Annotated in this window: 17 protein-coding genes; 7 read left to right on the top strand and 10 right to left on the bottom strand. The window is 71.9% G+C overall.

The features are described from left to right. Positions 1 to 214 precede the first annotated feature (214 nt). Positions 215 to 757, top strand: coding sequence for a hypothetical protein (locus QFW80_RS08005; protein WP_280601121.1), 543 nt, complete (start codon positions 215 to 217; stop codon positions 755 to 757). Positions 758 to 771: 14 nt separating this feature from the next. On the opposite strand, the gene QFW80_RS08000 is transcribed toward QFW80_RS08005, so the two are convergent. From QFW80_RS08000 to rph, 10 genes are all read right to left on the bottom strand, one after another. Then, positions 772 to 1,488, bottom strand: a complete 717-nt coding sequence (locus tag QFW80_RS08000) for a murein L,D-transpeptidase catalytic domain family protein (protein ID WP_280601119.1) — start codon at positions 1,486 to 1,488, stop codon at positions 772 to 774. Positions 1,489 to 1,544: 56 nt separating this feature from the next. Beyond that, the gene (locus tag QFW80_RS07995; protein WP_280601117.1) at positions 1,545 to 2,582 is read right to left on the bottom strand and encodes a L,D-transpeptidase; all 1,038 of its coding nucleotides are present in this window, start codon (positions 2,580 to 2,582) and stop codon (positions 1,545 to 1,547) included. Positions 2,583 to 2,720: 138 nt separating this feature from the next. Then, positions 2,721 to 4,775 carry a sodium-translocating pyrophosphatase gene (locus QFW80_RS07990; protein WP_280601116.1) on the bottom strand — a complete coding sequence of 685 codons (2,055 nt, stop codon included), beginning with the start codon at positions 4,773 to 4,775 and terminating at the stop codon, positions 2,721 to 2,723. A 184-nt stretch (positions 4,776 to 4,959) separates the two neighbouring features. Then, entirely contained in the window at positions 4,960 to 6,288 is a 1,329-nt protein-coding gene (gene pepQ, locus QFW80_RS07985) for a Xaa-Pro dipeptidase (RefSeq protein WP_280601115.1), read from the bottom strand. Positions 6,289 to 6,398: 110 nt separating this feature from the next. Then, positions 6,399 to 6,746, bottom strand: coding sequence for a PilZ domain-containing protein (locus QFW80_RS07980; protein WP_280601114.1), 348 nt, complete (start codon positions 6,744 to 6,746; stop codon positions 6,399 to 6,401). Continuing rightward, positions 6,743 to 9,076, bottom strand: coding sequence for a DUF1631 domain-containing protein (locus tag QFW80_RS07975; protein ID WP_280601113.1), 2,334 nt, complete (start codon positions 9,074 to 9,076; stop codon positions 6,743 to 6,745). The genes QFW80_RS07980 and QFW80_RS07975 overlap by 4 nt, the downstream gene beginning before the upstream one ends. A 75-nt stretch (positions 9,077 to 9,151) precedes the next feature. After that, positions 9,152 to 10,309, bottom strand: a complete 1,158-nt coding sequence (gene hemW, locus QFW80_RS07970; protein WP_280601112.1) for a radical SAM family heme chaperone HemW — start codon at positions 10,307 to 10,309, stop codon at positions 9,152 to 9,154. Between the two features lie 154 nt (positions 10,310 to 10,463). Continuing rightward, positions 10,464 to 11,060 (bottom strand): RdgB/HAM1 family non-canonical purine NTP pyrophosphatase, encoded by a 597-nt coding sequence (gene rdgB, locus QFW80_RS07965; protein WP_280601111.1) that lies wholly within the window; start codon positions 11,058 to 11,060, stop codon positions 10,464 to 10,466. After that, positions 11,057 to 11,449, bottom strand: a complete 393-nt coding sequence (locus QFW80_RS07960; RefSeq protein WP_280601110.1) for a VOC family protein — start codon at positions 11,447 to 11,449, stop codon at positions 11,057 to 11,059. Before QFW80_RS07960 ends, rdgB begins: the two co-directional genes overlap by 4 nt. Further along, positions 11,446 to 12,174, bottom strand: a complete 729-nt coding sequence (rph, locus tag QFW80_RS07955; protein ID WP_280601109.1) for a ribonuclease PH — start codon at positions 12,172 to 12,174, stop codon at positions 11,446 to 11,448. The genes QFW80_RS07960 and rph overlap by 4 nt, the downstream gene beginning before the upstream one ends. A 95-nt stretch (positions 12,175 to 12,269) precedes the next feature. On the opposite strand from rph, the gene QFW80_RS07950 reads away from it, so the two are divergent. From QFW80_RS07950 to recG, 6 genes are all read left to right on the top strand, one after another. Further along, positions 12,270 to 13,118 carry a YicC/YloC family endoribonuclease gene (locus tag QFW80_RS07950; protein WP_280601384.1) on the top strand — a complete coding sequence of 283 codons (849 nt, stop codon included), beginning with the start codon at positions 12,270 to 12,272 and terminating at the stop codon, positions 13,116 to 13,118. 10 nt (positions 13,119 to 13,128) lie between these two features. After that, the gene (gmk, locus tag QFW80_RS07945; protein WP_280601108.1) at positions 13,129 to 13,746 is read left to right on the top strand and encodes a guanylate kinase; all 618 of its coding nucleotides are present in this window, start codon (positions 13,129 to 13,131) and stop codon (positions 13,744 to 13,746) included. A 216-nt stretch (positions 13,747 to 13,962) separates the two neighbouring features. Continuing rightward, positions 13,963 to 14,265, top strand: coding sequence for a DNA-directed RNA polymerase subunit omega (gene rpoZ / locus QFW80_RS07940; protein WP_280580550.1), 303 nt, complete (start codon positions 13,963 to 13,965; stop codon positions 14,263 to 14,265). Positions 14,266 to 14,472: 207 nt separating this feature from the next. Beyond that, the gene (locus QFW80_RS07935) at positions 14,473 to 16,644 is read left to right on the top strand and encodes a RelA/SpoT family protein (RefSeq protein ID WP_280601107.1); all 2,172 of its coding nucleotides are present in this window, start codon (positions 14,473 to 14,475) and stop codon (positions 16,642 to 16,644) included. A gap of 225 nt (positions 16,645 to 16,869) precedes the next feature. Continuing rightward, complete coding sequence (locus QFW80_RS07930) at positions 16,870 to 17,253, top strand: RidA family protein (protein WP_280601105.1); 384 nt, start codon at positions 16,870 to 16,872, stop codon at positions 17,251 to 17,253. A 26-nt stretch (positions 17,254 to 17,279) separates the two neighbouring features. After that, a complete protein-coding gene (recG, locus tag QFW80_RS07925) occupies positions 17,280 to 19,379 on the top strand; it encodes an ATP-dependent DNA helicase RecG (protein WP_280601103.1) in 2,100 nt (699 codons plus the stop codon). Positions 19,380 to 19,552 lie beyond the last annotated feature (173 nt).

Raw genomic sequence — 19,552 nt, 5'->3', positions numbered from 1 at the left:
GTCTTTTTTGCGCGTCCGGGTGCGACGCGTCCGCGTCACTTGCGCTCGCACGGATCGTCGGGCGTGCGCAGCGGGCGCGGCACCGCCACGTGGCCTGCGCGTCGCCACGCATCGCGCGATCCTCGCGCTGCTGGCGGCGTGCGCTGCACAGGGCTCACCCGCGCTTGCCGAGGCGGCTGCCGCGCCATCCAGCGCTCTTCCGGAGACCCCGTCCATGTCCGATGCCCATGCTGCCGGAGCCACGCATGTCGTCGCGGGCGACGCGCGGCTGTCGGTCGAGTTTGCCTTTCCCGCCGGCGACACCGTGGCGGTGCGCTACCGCCTGCACAACGCGGGCGATGCGCCTTTCGCGGTGTTCGACCGCGGCGATCGCCATGCGGTGCTGACCGGGCGCCAGGTCGCCGGAGACATCGGCACCCCGACGTTCGAGATCACCGGTGGTTCGGTCACGCTGCGCCACGTCGCGCGATCGCCCGGTTCGTCGCCGACCGGGCAGACGTTGCCGTTCACGCCGCTGGCCAGACGGGTGCAGGCGGGCGGCGCGGTCGAGGGCATGTTCCGGTTCCAGGTCCCGGCGGCGCCGCCGACGCGGTGGCGCTGGTGCCTGGGCATCGCATCCTTCGCCAAGGGCGAGGGGCTGCGGCCCGACGGTGACGTGGCGGAGCTGTGGCGCGCCGATGCCGCTGCCGTGGCCCGCCAGCAGGTGCTGTGCACGCCGTGGTTCGACGTCTCCGCGGGGCGGTTCGAGCCCGGTTGACGACGTCGTCCGCGTCAGGGGGCGCCGGCGACGCTGGCCGGCGCCGCGCCCGGGACGCACCCGGCGGCGAGCAGCTGCGAGCGCTTGAGCCAGTCCGGATCGGGGTAGTAGGCGAACACCAGGGACCCGCCGCGGATGCGGTCGATCAGTTCGCGCGCCACGGCCGGGCGCACGGCCGGGCAGCCGAGGCTGCGGCCCAGGCGCCCTTGCGCGCGCGCGATCTGGTCGTCCACGTACGGCGCGCCGTGGATCACGATCGCGCGTTCGCGTGCAAGATCGTTGAAGCCGGGCTCAAGCCCGTCCAGCCGCAGCGAGTAGCCGTTGGCGCCCACGTAGGACTCGCCGGTGCGGAACACGCCGAGGCTCGACATGTGGCTGCCCGAGCGGTTGGAGAAGCGGGTGGCGAGGTTGTCGCCGGTATTGCGGCCGTGCGCGACCAGTTCGCGGTAGAGCAGCCGTTCGCGCTCGAGGTCGAACACCCACAGCCGCGGTTCGGTGGACGGCAGCGAGAAATCGATCACGCTCAACGTGCCGGGGCGGTCGGCCGCCGGCTCGCGCATCGCGCACGCCAGGGCGCGGGTCGCGAGCGAGAGGACATCGCGGTCGAGCGTAGGCGCGGCGCGCGCCAGGCGCTCGAACGTCGCGTTCGCCGCCTGTGCGGCCGGCACCGGGGCCAGCGCCAGGCCCGCGCACAGGGCGAGGACGGCGGACAGGAGGCGGGGCGGGGACATGGTCGCGGCAGGATAGCAGCGGGACGGCAGGTGGCCTGAACGCGGCCCAGCAGGCGTCATGGATCCGCCTCCAGCACCGGCTGCAGCACCGGTGCAGCGGGGTCGGGGCGCACCGCGGCCAGGTCGGTCAGCAGCACCGTGGTGCCCGGGACAAGCAGCGCGCGCAGGTGCCGCTCGAACGCCGGCTCCACCCGCAGCGGCCGCTGCTGCAGCCGCAGCTGGAGCAGGGCGACCGCCTTCGCATCCAGGCCGAGGACCGGATGCGCGGTCCAGTGTTGCGGCGGCGCGTCCGGGATGCCGGCCTCGTGCGCACCGGGCGGGACGGCATCGGGCAGCGGTGCGCCCGCCACCAGCAGGACCGTGCCGCCGAGCGTGAACCCCTCCTCGACCTCGAGCGGCGCTTCTCCGATCGGCACGCCATCGCGGAGCACCACCACCCGGCGGTCGGCGAGGCTCGCCAGCACGCTGACCGGGCCGTCCGGACTGGCGGCTTCGTTCCAGAACCCGGTGTCATGGCCGGCGACCGGCGAGGGCGCGCCTTGGCGGTCCACCGGCGCCAGCACCGCCGGATGCGCGAGGCTGGCGGGGGCCGAGCGGCCGTCGGCCACCACCACGGTGTCGCCGGTCCGCGTGGCTTCGAACAGCCGCCGGGCGAAGGCCAGCGGCAGCCGCACGCAGCCGTGGGATGCCGGATGCCCCGGCAGCGAGCCGGCATGCAGCGCGATGCCGTCCCAGGTCAGCCGTTGCATGTAGGGCATCGGCGCATCGTCGTAGAGGTTGGAGCGATGCTCGCGGTGCTTCTGCAGGATCGTGAACACGCCCGTGGGCGTGTCCATGCCCGGGTGGCCGGAGCTGATCGTCGACACGCCGATCGCCAGCCCGTTGCGGTAGACGTACGCGCGCTGCTCGTCGAGGCTGACCACCACCACCACCGGTCCCTGGGGCGCGATCTCGGGGTGCCAGAGGAACTCGCCGGGCGCCAGTCGCGCCGGATCGGGCTGCGTCCCGGGTGCGGCGGGCACCGGCGCCGACCACAGCAGCGCCGCGAGCACGAGGCAGGCGCACCGGAGCGTCGAAGCGGCGGACAGGGGCATGGCCAGCCGATTGTCCCTCCGCGGGCGCGAAAGGCAATGGCGGGGGGCAGGGCGACCCGAAGGCGCTGCGCCGTCCTGGCCTTCAACGACGACGGGCGGCCACTGGCCGCCCGTCGAAGGTCCACGTGCCGGCCGGCGCTAGAGCAGCGGCACCAGCAGCAGGGCGACGATGTTGATGATCTTGATCAGCGGATTGATCGCCGGGCCGGCGGTGTCCTTGTAGGGATCGCCGACGGTGTCGCCGGTAACCGAGGCCTTGTGCGCCTCCGAGCCCTTGCCGCCGAAGTTGCCGTCCTCGATGTACTTCTTGGCGTTGTCCCAGGCGCCGCCGCCGGTGGTCATCGAGATCGCCACGAACAGGCCGGTCACGATGGTGCCGATCAGCAGGCCGCCCAGCGCCTTGATGCCCGCGCCCGGACCCATCAGCCAGTTCATGCCGAACGCCACCACCACCGGCACCAGCACCGGCAGCAGCGAGGGCACGATCATCTCCTTGATCGCCGACTTCGTCAGCATGTCCACCGCGCGGCTGTAGTCGGGCTTGCCGGTGCCTTCCATGATCCCGGGGATCTCGCGGAACTGGCGCCGCACTTCCTCCACCACGCTGCCGGCGGCGCGGCCCACGGCCTCCATCGCCATGGCGCCGAACAGGTAGGGGATCAGGCCGCCGATGAACAGGCCGATGATCACCGCCGGATCCGACAGCTCGAAGCTGAAGACCACGCCGGGGTTGTTCGCTTCCAGGTTGTGGGTGAAGTCGGCGAACAGCACGAGCGCGGCGAGCGCCGCCGAACCGATCGCATAGCCCTTGGTCACCGCCTTGGTGGTGTTGCCCACCGCGTCCAGCGGGTCGGTGATGTTGCGCACCTCGGGCGGCAGTTCCGCCATCTCGGCGATCCCGCCGGCGTTGTCGGTGATCGGGCCGTAGGCGTCGAGCGCGACGATCATGCCCGCCATCGACAGCATGGCGGTCGCCGCGATCGCGATGCCGTACAGCCCGCCCAGCGAGTAGCACGACCAGATCGCCAGGCACACCGCCACCACCGGCAGCGCGGTCGACTTCATCGACACGCCGAGCCCGGCGATGATGTTGGTGCCGTGGCCGGTGGTGGACGCCTGCGCCACGTGCCGCACCGGGCCGTACTGGGTGCCGGTGTAGTACTCGGTGATCCACACGATCGCGCCGGTCAGCGCCAGGCCGATCAGGGCGCACCAGTAGATGTTCATCGCGCCGTGGGCGTTGGCGTCCATCAGCTGGGTGGTGATCGGGTAGTAGGCGATCGCCGCCAGCACGCCCGAGACGATCACGCCCTTGTACAGCGCGCCCATGATCGAGCCGCCCGCCTTCACCTTGACGAACATCGCGCCGATGATCGAGGCGATGATCGACACGCCGCCCAGCACCAGCGGGTAGAGCACGCCGTTGCTGCCGACCTCGGTGACCATCAGGTAGCCCAGCAGCATGGTCGCGATCACGGTGACCGCGTAGGTCTCGAACAGGTCGGCGGCCATGCCGGCGCAGTCGCCGACGTTGTCGCCGACGTTGTCGGCGATCACCGCCGGGTTGCGCGGGTCGTCCTCGGGGATGCCGGCCTCTACCTTGCCCACGAGGTCGGCGCCCACGTCGGCGCCCTTGGTGAAGATGCCGCCGCCCAGGCGGGCGAAGATCGAGATCAGCGACGAGCCGAAGGCCACGCCGACCAGCGCGTGCAGCACCTCGCCGGTGGGCAGCTGGAAATACAGGTTCAGCACCGCCCAGTAGCCGGCCACGCCGAGCAGGCCCAGGCCCACCACCAGCATCCCGGTGATCGCGCCGCCGCGGAAGGCGACGTCCATCGCCGGGCCGATGCCGCTGCGCGCGGCTTCGGCGGTGCGCACGTTGGCCCGCACCGAGACGTTCATGCCGATGTAACCCGCCGCGCCCGAGAGCACCGCGCCGAGCAGAAAGCCGATGCCCGTGTACCAGTCCAGGAACAGGCCGATCAGCACGAACAGCACCGCGCCCGCGATCGAGATCGTCAGGTACTGGCGGTTGAGGTAGGCGCGCGCGCCTTCCTGGATCGCACCCGCGATCTCCTGCATGCGGGCGTTGCCGGCCGGCTGGCGGTTGATCCAGCGCGCCGAGATGATGCCGTAGATGATCGCCACCGCCGCGCACACCAGTGCCAGCGTCAATCCGTGCTGCTCGAGCATGAACCCTCCCCGGGAAAACGGAACCAGACGGAAAACGTCCCCGGACTATGGCACACGCCCATGGCGCTACCAATCCGGGGATCGCCCTGATTCTGCCCACTCGCGGGGTCGAGCCTGTTGTGCAGTGCGATAAGCAGGGCGCAGCGTGCGGGGGCACGGCAGCGCTGTCACCAGCGCACGGACGTCACTCCGCGGCGAATGCCTCGCGCGTCAGATTGACCGGGTCGCCGTCGGTGCAGACCACGTCGTCCTCGATGCGGATGCCGCCATAGGGGCGGAACGCCTCGACCCGGTCCCACTCCACGCTGGCGCCGCGGCCGGCGGCGCGCAGGTCTTCGAGCAGCATGTCGATGAAGTACAGGCCCGGCTCGATCGTGACCACGAAGCCCGGCTCCAGCGTGCGGGTCAGGCGCAGGTAGGGGTGGCCGTCGGGCTTGGCGATCGTGCCGCCGCGGTCGGAGGCGGCGAAGCCGGCGACGTCGTGCACCTGCAGGCCGATGCCGTGGCCGATGCCGTGCGGGAAGAAGGCGCTGCTCACACCCGTGGCCACCGCCTCCTCGGGCGAGACCGTGATCACTCCCGCGTCGCGCAGCACCCCGGCCAATGCCAGGTGCGCGTCCAGGTGCAGCTGGCGGTAGTCGACGCCCGCGCGCACCTGGTCGCACATGCGCTGCTGGGCGGCATCCACCGCATCGATCAGCGCCTGGAACTCGCCCGCGTCCGCGTGCGCGTGGGTGCGAGTGATGTCGCAGGCGTAGCCGGCGTGGCTGGCCCCCGCGTCGATCAGGAAGCTGCGGGCGGCCTTCGGCGGGATGCGGTCGAGTTCGGTGTAGTGCAGCACCGCGCCGTGGGTATCGAGCGCGACGATGTTGGAGTACGGCAGTTCGGTCGCATCCTGGCCCGCGGCCTGGCAGTAGGCCAGGTGGATGCCGAACTCGCTGGCGCCGGCGCGGAAGGCGCGTTCGGCCGCGCGGTGGGCGCGCACGCCTCGGCGCGTGGCCTGCCGCAGCATCGCGATCTCGTAAGGGGTCTTGTAGGCGCGGTGGTAGTCCAGGTAATCCAGCACCGGCTGCGGATTGTTCGGCTTGAACGCGGCGTACTTGCCGAGCGCGCTCTGCGCCTCGCCCAGGATCGCGCAGCGCTGCGCGTTCTTCGGCAGGTGCTGCATCGCTTCCTCGGGCGTGCGGATCACCGCGATGTCGAAGTGCGACACCCATTCGCCCGCGGGCGCCTCGGGCACCACGTGCCAGTAGTCGCGCGGCTGCAGGTAGACCAGCTTCGGGCGCGCGCCGGGGGTCACCACCAGCCAGCTGCCCGGATGGCGGGTCAGCGGCAGCCAGTGCTTGAACTGCGGATTGACCGCGTAGGGATAGTCGCGGTCGTCGAACAGCTGGGTGTGCGGCGTGCCGCTCGCCACGACCAGGTGGTCGAAGCCGCCGCGCTCGAGCGCGGTGGCGGTGCGGGCCTGCAGGGTCGCGAGGTGGTCGGCGTAGGCGGAGGTGCTGGACGTCATTGCACTCGGATCGGTGGCGGCGATGCGCGCATTCTCGCGCAAGGCGCCGGCGGCTGCAGGGCCGCGTTCCCGGCGTGTGGGTCCGACCGCATCGTGCGGGCCGGGGCAGGCTATTCGTAGTGGCTGCCCGGGGCGTCGATCCAGCTGCGCAGGCGCCGCGACTGCGCCTCGGACACGGCGATGAAGCGGAACCCCGCCCAGACCTGCGCGGGCGCGCTGGCCCGGTCCATCCACAGCAGGTGCGCGCCGACGTCGACCTGCTGGCCGCCGCCGCCGTCGCGCAGGGTGAAGCGAAGCTGGTACAGCGCATCGTCCACCAGCGGCGCGTCGAGCATCAGCAGCATGCCGGTCTCCGACAGGTTGCCGATGCGGCCGATCGTGCGCTCGGTCATCGCGTCGGTGACCAGGATGGTGTCGGAGGCCTTGCGCCGCTTGGCGCGCCGGAACTCGTGCATCATGCCGGCACCCCCTCGCCTTCGGCATCCTTGTCGCCGAGGCCGGCGAAACTGCGCAGCGCGTGCATCGCCGCCTGCCACGCCCGGTCCACCAGCCGCGCGTGGCCCGCGGTGACGATACGCGCCTGCCCGGAGGCGAGCATCCGCGCCACGCTGTCGAGCGACTGCTCGCCCACGCGCTGGCCGCGCTGGTTGACGAACAGCGCGCGATCGGTGATCGGGCTGAACCACGACAGGCGCCGACGCACCACGTCGCCCTGCTGGTTGGTGACGAACTCGAGCCAGGTGCCGAACGGCAGCACCTTGAGCTGCTCGTAGCGGGCCTGTTCCTCCGGCGTGCGCGGCGGCAGCTGGGGCTTCTTGCGCTCCGCGTCCTCGCCCAGGCGCGTGCGCGCCTTGAGCTTCATCGCCAGCTCGGTGCGCGAGGCCGGATCGTCATCGTCCTCGTCGGCGCGGCTGCTGGTCAGGCGCTGGGCGATGACCGCCGCCTCCTCGCCGTGGTAGCCCACCTGGGCCAGCGCGGCCTCGATGTGGCCGGTGAGTTCGGGATCGCGCGGCGCATCGTCCCGGCTGCAGGCGTCGACGATCTTGCGGGTGGCCTCGAGCTGCCGCGTCCAGCCTTCGGAATCCTCGCCCTGGCGCAGCAGGGTCAGGGTGAGCACGTCGGCCCAGGCCTGGTTGAGCAGGGCGCGGGTGAAGCGCGGCAGGCGCTGGTCGCCGATCAGGTCGGCCATGACCTGGCCCGCGCGCAGCTTGGCGACCTCCAGCTTCTCCTTGCCGCGCGCCGCCTCGGTGTGCCGCTTCTCCAGCAGTTCGGCCTTGCGCACCTGCGCCTGCAGGTGGGTCTGCAGCTGCTCGTTGCAGGCGTTGAACACTTCCACGTCGCCGTCGTACTTCTCGACCACGTGGTTGACGGCGTTCTGCAGCGGCACCAGGAACTGCGGGTCGAAATCGGCCTCGTCCAGCCACTTCGCCGCGCTCTCGGCCACGGTGTTGAGCAGCTGGCGCGCGGGGTGGCGGCTGCGCACGAAGAACGCGCTGTCGTTGAGCGCCACGCGCAGCAGCGGCACCTGCAGCCGCTTGACCAGCGCCGCCGCCGGCGCCTCGGCGCGGATCTCCTCGTCGAGGTTGCCGAACAGCATGCCCAGCAGTTCGAAGGTGTCGTTGTCGCGCGGCGAGAGTTCGGCGTGCACGCCGCGGCGCTGGCGCGCCTGCGCCAGCAGGGTCTGCTTGACGTCGGCCAGCGTCTGCGGCGCGCCGGACACCGACAGCGGCTGCGCCTGCAGGTGGCCGAGCGCGGCGAACACGTCGTCGGTGCCGATGACGGTGCCGGCGCGCGGCTTGCGGCCCGGGCGCAGCTTGCCGAGCAGTTCGCGGCGGCTGTTGAGCAGGTGCTGCAGCTGCTCGGAGGCGACGCGCTCGTCCTCGTCGAGTTCCTCGATCGGCTCGCCCATCCAGCCGGTGTGCGGCCGCTGCGGATCGGCGGCGCGGTACACGGCGCGGCCACGGCCACTGGCGGCGCCTGGCGCGGGGCGGCCGTGCGGCGAAGCAGCGTCATCCGCGCCGGGCCCGGCCTCGGCCTGGTCGCGCGGCTGGGCCGAGGGCCGTATGCGCACAGGCACGTAGGTCAGCCCGCTGAGGATGCCCTGGCGGTCGAGCAGCTCGTCCAGGCGGTCGAGCACGCGCCAGTAGCCGGCCATCACGTGGCGGTCGAAGATGCGATACAGCAGCAGGCGCGAATCGTGCTCGATGTCCAGCGCCTGCGCCGCGCCGCGCATCGCCCGGCACAGCGCCTGCGGCCCGAGCGGCATGCGCTCGGAATCGAATGCCGGCGCCCCGGCGAGCACGCCGAAGCGCTGGCCGAGCAGGTGCAGGGCGAGATTGGCCCGGGCTTCCTGGCGGCTGGCGACCTCGCGCAGCACCGTGCCCTCGTCCATCACCGCCTCGTCCACCAGGCTGAGCCGGCCGAAGCCCGGCTGCGCGGCCGGGCCGCCGGACGCCCCCTGCGCGGGTGAGGGCGCGGGCGGCGTGCGTAGCGCCGCGACGCCGGCCTCGAGTTCGAGGATGAAGCGCGGGATCAGGTCGGCGCGGTTGAGGCGGAACGTGCGCAGGGTCTGCATGTAGCCCGATTCCACGCCCGGGTTGCGGGCCTGGTCGGCGAGCCGGAACAGCTCTTCCTCGAACTCGTTGAGCATCGCGCCCAGGTGCGGCTCGATGTCGTCGGTGACCAGTGTCAGCGCCGCTTCCAGCGCCTTGCGGACGCGGGGCGGCAGACCGGCGGACGCCAGCGACCTCGGGGCCGCGGGTTCGACTGGCGTGTGCGATGCGGGCATCAAGCGGGCTGCGGCAGGAGTCGGGCCAATACTGTCATGCCGAACGTGGAACGGCCAATGGCGCGGCCAGCGTGCTCAGCCGGCCAGGAACAGGGCGATGACGTCGTTGCCGAAGCGGCGCCCCAGCGGGGTGGGCACGACCCGGTCGCCCTCGCGCCGCAGCCAACCGCGATCGACGCCTTCGGCCAGCGGCGCTTCGATCGCCTCGGCCGGCAGGCCGCAGCGGGCCTCGAAGTCGGGCAGCGCGAACCCGTCCACCAGCCGCAGCGCGTTGAGCATGAATTCGAACGGCCGTTGCTGCGGTGCAACGAACTCCTCGCCGCCGATCCCGGCCGCCGAGCCCGCGGCCGCGAGCCACGCCGCCGGATGCTTGAGCTTCCAGCGCCGCACGACCGCCTGCTGCGCGCCGAGGGTGAGCTTGCCGTGCGCGCCCGCGCCGATGCCCAGGTAGTCGCCGAAGCGCCAGTAGTTGAGGTTGTGGGCGCACTGGCGCCCCGGCCGCGCGTAGGCGGAGACCTCGTACTGGGCGTAGCCGGCGTCGGCCAGCATCGCCTGGCAGACCTCCTGCATGTCCCAGGCCTGGTCGTCGTCGGGCAGGCCGCCGGGCGGGCGCGCGGCGAACACGGTGTTGGGCTCCAGCGTCAGCTGGTAGTGCGACACGTGCGCGGGCTGCAGCGCCAGGGCGCGTTCGACGTCGACGATGGCCATGGCGAGGTCCTGGCCGGGCAGGGCGTACATCAGGTCGAGGTTGAGGTTGTCCAGGCCCGCGTCCTGAGCCAGCTTCACCGCGGCGTCGGCCTGGGCGCTGTCGTGGATGCGGCCGAGCCGCTGCAGGCAGCCGTCGTCGAAGCTCTGGATGCCGAAGCTGATCCGGTTCACGCCGGCGCGCCGGTAGTCCTCGAAACGGCCGTGCTCCGCGGTGCCGGGGTTGGTCTCCAGCGTAATCTCGGCACCGGGGGCAAAGCGCAGCCGCGCGCTCGCGCCCTGCAACAGGCGGTCGATCGCGTCGGCCGGGAACAGGCTCGGCGTGCCGCCGCCGAAGAACACGCTGTGCACGGTGCGGCCCCAGGCCAGCGGCAGGTCGTGGTCGAGGTCGGCCAGCAGCGCGTCGACGTAGGCCTCGAACGGCAGCGGCCCGCGCGCCTCGTGCGAGTTGAAATCGCAGTACGGGCACTTGCGCACGCACCAGGGCAGGTGCACGTAGAGCGACAGCGGCGGGGGGCGAAGCGGCATGGGTGCGAACTGCCCTGTCGGCAGTGCCGCTGGGCGCCCGGCCATGGATGGCCGGGCAGGGGTGTCCGGAGCCGACACAGGTGGCGCCAAGGATGGCACGACTACGTTCTCGAGCGCGCCCGGCCGACGATGGCTCACGTTGTGATACACCGCATCAGACCGGCCCGAGCCGTTCGTGCAGCAGTGCCATCGCCAGCGCGCGGTGGCTGATCCTGTTCTTCTCGTCCAGCGGCATCTCCGCCGCGGTCTGGCCGCGCGCCGGGTCCAGGAACACCGGGTCGTAGCCGTGACCGCCGCTGCCGCGCCGGGCGTGGATGATCGTGCCGTGCCAGCGGCCTTCGACCACGATCGGCTGCGGGTCTTCCGCGTGCCGCAGCAGCGCGAGCACGCAGACGAAATGCGCGCCGCGGCGCGCGTCCGGCACGTCGGCCAGCGCCTGCAGCAGCTTGTCGATGTTGGCGTCGGCATCGCCATGGCCGCCGGCGTAGCGCGCCGAGTACAGTCCCGGCGCGCCGTCGAGCGCATCCACGCACAGTCCCGAGTCGTCGGCCAGCGCCGGCAGCCCGGTGGCGCGGCAGGCGTGACGCGCCTTGAGCAGCGCGTTCTCGATGAAGCTCAGGCCGGTTTCCTCGGCATCGGCGACGCCGAACTCGGCCTGTGCGCGCACGTCGAAACCGGACGCGGCCAGCAGCCCGCGGAATTCCTCCAGCTTGCCGGCATTGCTGCTGGCCAGCACCAGCCGGCGGCTCATCGCGCGCGCTCCAGCAGGTCCCAGCGATTGCCGTAGAGGTCTGCGAACACCGCGACCGTGCCGTACGGCTCGCGGCGCGGCGCCTCGAGGAATTCCACCCCGCGCGCCCGCATCGCGGCGTGGTCGCGCGCGAAGTCGTCGGTGTGCAGGAAGAAGGCCACCCGTCCGCCGGTCTGGTCGCCCACGCGCGCGGCCTGTGCCTCGCCCGAGGCGAGTGCCAGCAGCAGCGCGACGCCCGCATCGTCTTGCGGCGCTACCACCACCCAGCGCTTGCCGTCGCCCAGCCACGTATCCTCGAGCAACCGGAAGCCCAGCGCCCCGGTGTACCAGGCGATGGCGGCGTCGTAGTCGGCCACCACCAGCGTGGCCAGGGCCACGCGCCTGGTCACGGTTGCGCCAGCGCCGCCTGCTGCGCGGCGAACAGCTCGCCGATGCCGTGTTCGGCGAGGGCGAGAAGGGCATCGAGTTCGTCGCGGCGGAAGGCATGGCCCTCGGCGGTGCCCTGCAGCTCGATGAAGCCGCCGCCGTCGTTCATCACCACGTTCATGTCGGTATCGCAGTCGCTGTCCTCGGCGTAGTCGAGGTCGAGCACCGGCGTGCCGCGATACACGCCCACCGACACCGCGGCCACTGCGCCGAACACCGGGTCGCGCGCGATCTCGCGCCGCTTCTGCAGCCAGCGCACCGCGTCCACCAGGGCCACGTAGGCGCCGGTGATCGCCGCGGTGCGGGTGCCGCCATCGGCCTGCAGCACGTCGCAATCCAGGGTGATGGTGCGCTCGCCGAGCGCGCCGCGGTCGATGCAGGCCCGCAGGCTGCGGCCGATCAGGCGCTGGATCTCGAGCGTCCGTCCGCCCTGCTTGCCGCGCGCGGCCTCGCGGTCGCTACGGGTGTGGGTGGCGCGCGGCAGCATGCCGTATTCGGCGGTCACCCAGCCCTCGCCCTTGCCGCGCAGGAACGCCGGGACCCGGTTCTCCACGCTCGCGGTGCACAGCACCCGCGTCTGGCCGAAGCAGACCAGCACCGAGCCTTCGGCATGGCGCGTGAACCCGCGTTCGATGTGGATCTCGCGCAGCTGTCCGGGCGCGCGGCCACTGGGGCGGGCGATGCTCATGCGTGGGGGTGTCCGGCAAAAACAGGGGCGCCAGATTACCATTGGCGCCTCGCCGGCCCCCGGCGGACACTGGACCACCGATGCCGATCCGCAGCATGACCGCCTATGCCTCGGGCGAACGCAGCACGCCCTGGGGCACGCTGGGCTGCGAGGTGCGCGCGGTGAACCACCGGTTCCTCGAACTGGGCGCGCGGCTGCCCGACGAACTGCGCGTGCTGGAGCCGGCGCTGCGCGAGCGCGTGTCCAGGCGCGTGTCGCGCGGCAAGGTCGACCTCACGCTGCGGCTGCGGGCGTCGGGCGATGCGGTGTCCCTGCAGGTGGACCAGGCGCTGGTGGCGCGGCTGGGCGAACTGGCGCACGGGCTGCGCGGGCACTTCCCCGAGCTGCGCGTGGGGCTGGTGGAACTGCTGCAGTTCCCGGGCGTGCTGCAGTCGCAGGCGGCCGATCCGGCCGAACTCCAGGCCGAGGCGCTGGCGCTGGTGGACGACGTGCTCGACGCGTTCGTCGCCTCGCGCGAACGCGAGGGCGCGAACCTGGTGGCGGCGATCCTCGAGCGGGTCGAGGGCATCGCCCGCATCGCCGCCGAGGTGCGCACCTTGGTGCCGCTGATCCGCGACGGGCAGCGGGCCAAGCTCGAAGCGCGGCTGGCCGACCTCGCGCAGGCGGCGGACCCGGGACGGGTGGAGCAGGAACTGGTCCTGTCCCTGCAGAAGCTCGATGTCGACGAGGAACTCGACCGCCTGTCCAGCCACGTCGACGAGATCCGGCGCGTGTTCGGCCAGCGCGAGCCGGTCGGGCGACGGCTGGATTTCCTGCTGCAGGAGTTCAACCGCGAGGCCAACACCCTGGGCAGCAAGTCGGTCGACGCGCGCACCACCGGTGCCGCGGTCGAGCTGAAGGTACTGATCGACCAGATCCGCGAACAGGTGCAGAACATTGAATGATCCAACGCCCATGCGCGGCACGCTGTTCATCGTCGCCGCGCCGTCCGGCGCCGGCAAGTCGAGCATCGTCAATGCCTGCCTGGCGCGCGACCCCAACATCTGCCTGTCGATCTCGTTCACCTCGCGCGCGCCGCGCCCGGGCGAGCGCCACGCCGAGCATTACCACTTCATCGCCGCGGACGAGTTCAAGGCGATGATCGCGGCCGGCGACTTCTTCGAGTACGCGCAGGTGCACGGCGACTGGAAGGGCACGGCGAAGCAGTCCGTGGAACCGCAGCTGGCCTCGGGCAGGGACGTGCTGCTGGAGATCGACTGGCAGGGCGCGCAGCAGGTGAAGTCGCAGGTGCCGGACGCGGTGAGCGTGTTCATCCTGCCGCCCTCGCGCGCGGCGCTGGAGGAGCGCATGCGCAAGCGCGGCCAGGACAGCGAGGAGGTCATCGCCCGGCGCATGGCCAACGCGCGCGAGGAGATGTCGCATCACGCCGAGTTCGACTACCTGATCGTCAACGAGGTCTTCGACACCGCGGTGGAGGAGATGTGCGCGATCTTCACCGCCAGCCGCCTGCGGCGTACTCAGCAGCTGCGGCGCCATGCCGGCCTGCTGCAGGCCCTGCTGGCCGACGGCTGAGCCGACGAGCCCGGCACGCGCAGAGCCGCGACCAGGTGGCGCGGGAGTCCGGGCGCGTCGCGGCGCCGGACCGGCGGGCAGGCCGGCTCGCATCGGCCGGCCCCGTCCGCAAGTGTTTGATTTAACTCAATAGCGCTTGCTTTTCGGCCGCGTGCGGCTAGAATGTGCGGTCCTGTTCCCATCCTGATCGACGGCCCGCCGGCCGCCGGGAGACCTATGGCCCGCATCACCGTTGAAGATTGCCTGGAAGTGGTCGACAACCGCTTCGAACTCGTCATGATGGCCGCCAAGCGCGCGCGCCAGCTCGCCAACGGCGTCGAGCCGCAGATCGACAACACCGACGCGCAGGACAAGCCGACCGTGCTCGCGCTGCGCGAGATCGCCGGCCGTCGCATCGACCAGCCCTACATCGACGCCGTCGACAAGGCCGAGCGCGAACGCAAGGAGCGCGAGGCGCTGGAATGGGCCGCCGCCGAAGTGGTCGCCGGCGACGACGACATGAAGGGCGACGACCTGTAAGCCGGTCATCCCCGGACGGGAGCGCCCCGCGCACCCGTGTCGCACGAAGGCCCCGCACTGCGGGGCCTTCTGCGTTCGGGGCGTGCCAACCGCGGTCGGCCGATGGGGGGCCGTGGGCATCGCCCGCGACTGAATGGCCGCGCGCGCGGGGCGCCCCGCGGGTCCGGCCCTATTTCCCATTCCACGCCTTCCCTTTAGGCTCCCGGGATGACTGCCGGCGCTCCCGTCCTGATCCAGCCCGTGCCCGCGTCCGAAGCGGACGTGCCGGACTACATGCGCCAGCTCGAACGCACGGCCGCCTACCTGCCCGACGAGCAGCGCGCCCAGTTGCGGCGGGCGTGGGCGGTGGGCGCGGCCGCGCACGCCGGGCAGACGCGCAAGTCCGGCGAGCCCTACATCACCCATCCGGTGGCGGTGGCCCAGGTGCTGGCCGAGCAGAAGGTCGACGTCGAGACCCTGGTCGCGGCGATCCTGCACGACACCATCGAGGACACGCCGCTCACCCGCGAACAGCTGGCGCAGGACTTCGGGGAGACCGTCGCCGATCTGGTCGAGGGCGTGACCAAGCTCGACAAGCTGCACTTCAGCAGCCGCCAGGAGGCGGCCGCCGAAAGCTTCCGCAAGATGATGCTGGCGATGGCGCGCGACCTGCGCGTGATCCTGATCAAGCTCGGCGACCGCCTGCACAACATGCGCACGCTCGGCGCCCAGCCCGGCCCCACGCGCGAACGCATCGCGCGCGAGACGCTGGAGGTCTACGCGCCCATCGCCCAGCGCCTGGGCATGAACCTGATCAAGGCCGAGCTGCAGGACCGCGGCTTCCACGCCCTGCACCCGCTGCGCCACCTGATCCTGGAAAAGCACATCCGCGGCCAGCCGATGCTGCGGCGCGAGGCGATGGCCAAGATCGAGGCCCAGCTGGCGCAGCGGCTGACCAACGAAGGCCTGCAGTACCGGCTGGTGAGCCGGATCAAGTCGCCGTGGAGCATCTACAACAAGATGCGCAGCGAGGGGAAGACCTTCGCCCAGGTGATGGACGTGTTCGGTTTCCGCATCGTGCTGCACTCGGTGGGCGACTGCTACCGCGCGCTGGGCGTGGCGCATTCGGTGTTCAAGCCGCTGGACGGACGCTTCCGCGACTTCATCGCCATTCCCAAGGCCAACGGTTACCAGTCGCTGCACACGGTGCTGTTCGGGCCGTACGGATCGCCGATCGAGGTGCAGATCCGCACCGAGGAGATGGACCTGATCGCCGAGCGCGGCATCGCCGCGCACTGGGCCTACAAGCACGGCATGGCCCCGAGCGGCGCGCAGGCGCGCGCGCACAGCTGGATCGCCAACCTGCTCGAATCGCAGCGGGCGACCGGTTCGTCGCTGGAGTTCCTGGAGAACGTCAAGGTCGACCTGTTCCCCGACGAGGTCTACCTGTTCACGCCCAAGGGCGACATCCTCTCGCTGCCGCGCAACTCGACCGCGCTGGATTTCGCCTACGCCGTGCACACCGATGTCGGCAACACGGCGGTCGCCGCGCGCGTGGACAAGAAGCTGGTGCCGCTGCGCACCAAGCTGGTGAGCGGGCAGTCGGTGGAAGTGGTCACCGCCAAGTCGTCGCTGCCCAAGCCGCAGTGGCTGGAGGTGGTGGTCACCGGCAAGGCGCGCACCGCGATCCGCGCCCAGCTCAAGCAGCTCGAGCACGAGGACGCGGTGAGCCTGGGCCATCGCATGATCGACCGCGCGCTGGAGGACCTGGGCACCTCGCTCGACCGCCTGCCGCAGGCGCGCCTGGATGCCTACCTGGCCGAACTGCGCTATCCGCGGCTGGAGGAACTGCTCGCCGACATCGCGCTCGGCAACCGCATGCCCTCGCAGGTGGCGATGGCGCTGGCGCAGAAGGAATCGCCCGACGACGGCGCCACCGCCGACCAGCTGCAGCGCCGCGGCGAGCGCATCCTGATCAGCGGCCACGAGCGCGGCGTGATCAGCTTCGCCAACTGCTGCATGCCGATTCCCGGCGACGAGATCATGGGCTACCACACCGCCGGCAAGGGCATCGTGGTGCACCGGCTGGACTGCCCGAACGTGGCTGAGTACCGCAAGTCGCCCGACCGCTGGGTGGCCATCGGCTGGGACCGCGAGGTCACCGGCGACTACGCGGTGGCGCTGATCATCGAGACCGAGAACAAGCCCGGATCGCTGGCCGAAGTGGCGGCCGCGATCGCCAAGGCCGATTCGAACATCGAGGGCGTCGAGTACCTGGAGCGCGACACCAATGTCGCGGTCATCCGCTTCTCGATCGAGGTGCGCAACCGCGAGCACCTGGCCGACGTGATCCGCCGCACCCGCCGCCTGGGCGTGGTGCACGGCGTGCAGCGGCTGTAGACCGGCCAAGGCCGAAGGCCGCCGCCGGGGCGCATCGTTCCCACTCGCGCACCTGCATCGTTCGTCGCCGCTGCATTCGCCAGCGGCGATGCGTCGCCCCGCGGTCTCCGCGGATCGCGACGCCATGGCCACACCATCTCCCAGTCCCATGCCATGCGCGACGCCATCGCCGCCCTGCGCGCACGCCGCCGCTACAATCGGCCTACATCCTTCCGGAGTCTTCCGATGCCCCGCACCCCGATCCAGACCGACGCCGCGCCCGCCGCGATCGGCCCGTACTCCCAGGCCACGCGCGCCGGAAACACGGTGTTCTTCTCCGGCCAGATCCCGCTCGACCCGGCCACCGGCGAGGTGGTGGACGGCGGCATCGACGCCCAGGCGCGGCGCGCGTTCGACAACCTCAAGGCCGTGGCCGAGGCCGCCGGCGGATCGCTCGCCGACATCGCCCGCGTCGGCCTGTACCTGACCGACCTGTCGCAGTTCGCCGCGGTCAACGCGGTGATGGCCGAGTATTTCGACGCGCCGTATCCCGCGCGCTCGACCATCGAGGTGTCCGCGCTGCCCAAGGGCGTGCTGTTCGAGGTCGACGCGGTCATGGTGACGCAGTGAGCGTGGCGGGCTGATCCGCGCGCCGCATGGGCAAGCCCGTCCCCGCGCTCGCCGCCGCCGGTGACGTCGGCCTGACCGCGCTGCCCGGCGTGGGCAAGGCGGTGGCGGAGAAGTTCGCCGCGCGCGGCCTGCTGCGCCTGCAGGACCTGTGGCTGCATCTGCCACGCCAGTACGAGGACCGCACCCGCATCACCCCGGTGCGGCTGCTGCAGCCGGGCGTCGCGGCGCAGGTGGAAGGGCGGGTGGAAGCGGTGGAGCGCGGCTTCCGCTACCGCCCGCTGCTGCGGGTGGCGATCGGCGACGACTCGCGCGCCACCCTGGTGCTGCGCTTCTTCCACTTCCGCTCGCAGCAGGTGAACCAGTTCCGCGTCGGCGCGCGCGTGCGCGCCTACGGCACCCCGCGCCCGGGGCAGCAGGGGCTGGAGATCGTGCACCCCAGCTACCGCGTGCTCGACGACGAGGCCGAGGGCGAACTCGGCGACGCGCTCGACCCGGTCTATCCCGCGATCGAAGGCATCGGCCCGGCCACGCTGCGCCGCCTGGTGGCGCAGGCGCTGGAGCGGCTGCCGCCGGCCGAGGAACTGGAACTGGTGCCGGCCGCGCGCCTGGGCCACGGCCTGCCGTCGCTGCGCGACGCGCTGCTCACCCTGCACCGGCCCCCGCGCGAGGCCGACGTGGCCGCGCTGCTGGCCGGCACCCATCCCGCGCAGCGGCGGCTGGCGCTGGAGGAACTGCTGGCCCACCACCTCAGCCTGCGCCGCCAGCGCATCGCGCTGCAGGCGCATGCCGCGCCCGCGCTGGCCGACGACGGCGGCCGGGTGCAGGCGCTGCTGTCGGCGCTGCCGTTCGCGCTCACGGGCGCCCAGCAGCGCGTGTTCGAACAGATCCGCGCCGATCTCGCGCGCCCCTCGCCGATGCTGCGCCTGGTGCAGGGCGACGTGGGCAGCGGCAAGACCGTGGTGGCGGCGATGGCGGCGCTGATCGCGATCGGCAGCGGCCGCCAGGCCGCGCTGATGGCGCCCACCGAATTGCTGGCCGAGCAGCACCTGGCCAACCTGCGTACGTGGCTGGAGCCGCTGGGCGTGCGCGTGGCGTGGCTGGCCGGCAAGGTGTCCGGGCGCGCGCGCACCGCGGTGCTGGCGGAGGCCGCCAGCGGTGCCGCGCAGCTGGTGGTGGGCACCCACGCGCTGATGCAGGAAGGCGTGGTGTTCCGCGACCTGGCCCTGGCCATCGTCGACGAGCAGCACCGCTTCGGCGTGCACCAGCGCCTGGCCCTGCGCGACAAGGGCGCCGCTGCCGGCAGCGTGCCGCACCAGCTGGTGATGACCGCCACGCCCATCCCGCGCACCCTGGCCATGGCCGCCTATGCGGACCTGGACGTATCCGCCATCGACGAACTGCCGCCCGGACGCACCCCGGTGCAGACCGTGGTACTGGGCGCGGCGCGCAGGCCGGAGCTGATCGACCGCATCCGCACCGCCTGCGCCGAAGGCCGCCAGGCCTACTGGGTGTGCACGATCATCGATGAGAGCGACGAGGTCGTCGCGCAGGCCGCGCAGACCACCTGGGAGCAGCTGACCGCCGCGCTGCCCGGCCTGCGCGTGGGCTTCGTGCACGGGCGCATGAAGGCCGCCGCCAAGCAGGCCACCATGCTCGAGTTCAAGCGCGGCGAACTCGACGTGCTGGTGGCCACCACCGTCATCGAAGTGGGCGTGGACGTGCCCAACGCCTCGCTGATGATCGTGGAGAACGCCGAGCGCCTGGGCCTGTCGCAGCTGCACCAGCTGCGCGGGCGCGTGGGCCGCGGCAGCCAGGCCTCCAGCTGCGTGCTGCTGTACCAGTCGCCGCTGTCGCAGATGGCGAAGCAGCGGCTGGAAACCATGCGCGCCACCAGCGACGGCTTCGTGATCGCCGAGAAGGACCTGGAACTGCGCGGCCCCGGCGAACTGCTCGGCACCCGCCAGACCGGCCTGGCCGATTTCCGCATCGCCGACCTGGCCCGCGACGCCGACCTGCTGCCCGAGGTGCACCGCATCGGCGAGGCGCTGATGCGCGAGGCACCCGACATCGCCGACCGGCTGGTGGCGCGCTGGATCGGCGGGGCGGCGCGGTATGCGGCGGCTTGAGCGCACGCATGCCCGGGTGCTTGACGTCGATCGCTCGAGCGGCTAATTTCGATCCCGCACGCAGATGCGTGTCGTGATACGGGCATAGTCCGCACCGCTGCTGGCGGTGACGGCGCCCAAGGGGACCCAGGACGGAACCTGGGCGGACAACAAAAGGAGTTGGAATCGTCCAA

The sequence above is a fragment of the Luteimonas rhizosphaericola genome, from assembly GCF_029888045.1.
GTDB classification, from domain to species: Bacteria; Pseudomonadota; Gammaproteobacteria; order Xanthomonadales; family Xanthomonadaceae; genus Luteimonas; species Luteimonas rhizosphaericola.
Note: the sequence above shows the minus strand (reverse complement) of the source record. Positions and strands in the feature narration are given on the sequence as shown.

Coding starts and splice junctions, on each gene's coding strand:
- QFW80_RS07980 (WP_280601114.1), bottom strand. CDS start 6,746: ATGATGCACGAGTTCCGGCGCGCCAAGCGGCGCAAGGCCTCCGACACC.
- QFW80_RS08005 (WP_280601121.1), top strand. CDS start 215: ATGTCCGATGCCCATGCTGCCGGAGCCACGCATGTCGTCGCGGGCGAC.
- QFW80_RS07995 (WP_280601117.1), bottom strand. CDS start 2,582: ATGCCCCTGTCCGCCGCTTCGACGCTCCGGTGCGCCTGCCTCGTGCTC.
- rph (WP_280601109.1), bottom strand. CDS start 12,174: ATGAGCATCGCCCGCCCCAGTGGCCGCGCGCCCGGACAGCTGCGCGAG.
- rdgB (WP_280601111.1), bottom strand. CDS start 11,060: ATGAGCCGCCGGCTGGTGCTGGCCAGCAGCAATGCCGGCAAGCTGGAG.
- QFW80_RS07930 (WP_280601105.1), top strand. CDS start 16,870: ATGCCCCGCACCCCGATCCAGACCGACGCCGCGCCCGCCGCGATCGGC.
- QFW80_RS07990 (WP_280601116.1), bottom strand. CDS start 4,775: ATGCTCGAGCAGCACGGATTGACGCTGGCACTGGTGTGCGCGGCGGTG.
- pepQ (WP_280601115.1), bottom strand. CDS start 6,288: ATGACGTCCAGCACCTCCGCCTACGCCGACCACCTCGCGACCCTGCAG.
- gmk (WP_280601108.1), top strand. CDS start 13,129: ATGCGCGGCACGCTGTTCATCGTCGCCGCGCCGTCCGGCGCCGGCAAG.
- QFW80_RS08000 (WP_280601119.1), bottom strand. CDS start 1,488: ATGTCCCCGCCCCGCCTCCTGTCCGCCGTCCTCGCCCTGTGCGCGGGC.
- QFW80_RS07950 (WP_280601384.1), top strand. CDS start 12,270: ATGACCGCCTATGCCTCGGGCGAACGCAGCACGCCCTGGGGCACGCTG.
- recG (WP_280601103.1), top strand. CDS start 17,280: ATGGGCAAGCCCGTCCCCGCGCTCGCCGCCGCCGGTGACGTCGGCCTG.
- hemW (WP_280601112.1), bottom strand. CDS start 10,309: ATGCCGCTTCGCCCCCCGCCGCTGTCGCTCTACGTGCACCTGCCCTGG.
- rpoZ (WP_280580550.1), top strand. CDS start 13,963: ATGGCCCGCATCACCGTTGAAGATTGCCTGGAAGTGGTCGACAACCGC.
- QFW80_RS07975 (WP_280601113.1), bottom strand. CDS start 9,076: ATGCCCGCATCGCACACGCCAGTCGAACCCGCGGCCCCGAGGTCGCTG.
- QFW80_RS07935 (WP_280601107.1), top strand. CDS start 14,473: ATGACTGCCGGCGCTCCCGTCCTGATCCAGCCCGTGCCCGCGTCCGAA.